The 539-nt window shown below is 52.1% G+C and carries 1 protein-coding gene; it reads left to right on the plus strand.

All coding sequences use genetic code 11. The features are described from left to right. Nucleotides 1–539, plus strand: a 539-nt coding sequence (locus FCN80_RS26320; protein WP_230492995.1) for an Imm72 family immunity protein, incomplete at both ends; no start/stop codon positions are given.

Genomic DNA, 539 nt, shown 5'->3' on the forward strand with positions numbered 1-539 from the left:
AGCGATATCATCATCAAAACCGACGACCCGGTGCCCTGCGACGGCATCTGGGAGCCGGTAAAAATTCAGTACCACCATAAGCTGCTGGTGATTAAAGATGGCATCAGTGGGTTTAAAAACCTCGGGGCCTATAATTATTTTATTCGCGGGATGAAGGCCCCCCTCCAGGATTATTACAATGTGTTAATGGAAAGCGAGACGAAAAGAATCTTGTCGGATGATGACATTCATTACCGCAGTGTTCACTGGCGTCTGGTGTGGGAAGACACCCGTTACTGCGATGGCATTATCCCAGACGAATCGGAATATTTTCTGGACGATGCGCCGGGTAAGCGTATCACCTGCCGGAGCGGGGAGCGTTGTCCGCACTCAGGGCACTGGGTGACCAGTGCCGGAGGGCATCAGCAGTTTATTGATATTCAGACCGGGGCGGTGATGCCCGAGGCCACGCGCTATCAGCGCGATAGGCACGCCCCTGAAATTCGGCTTCCAGCGATATGGAGCTTACTGAACAGGGATGATAATGGGGATGTTTATTT

Source organism: Martelella alba (assembly GCF_005217455.1).
In the GTDB taxonomy this organism is placed as follows: domain Bacteria; phylum Pseudomonadota; class Gammaproteobacteria; order Enterobacterales; family Enterobacteriaceae; genus Acerihabitans.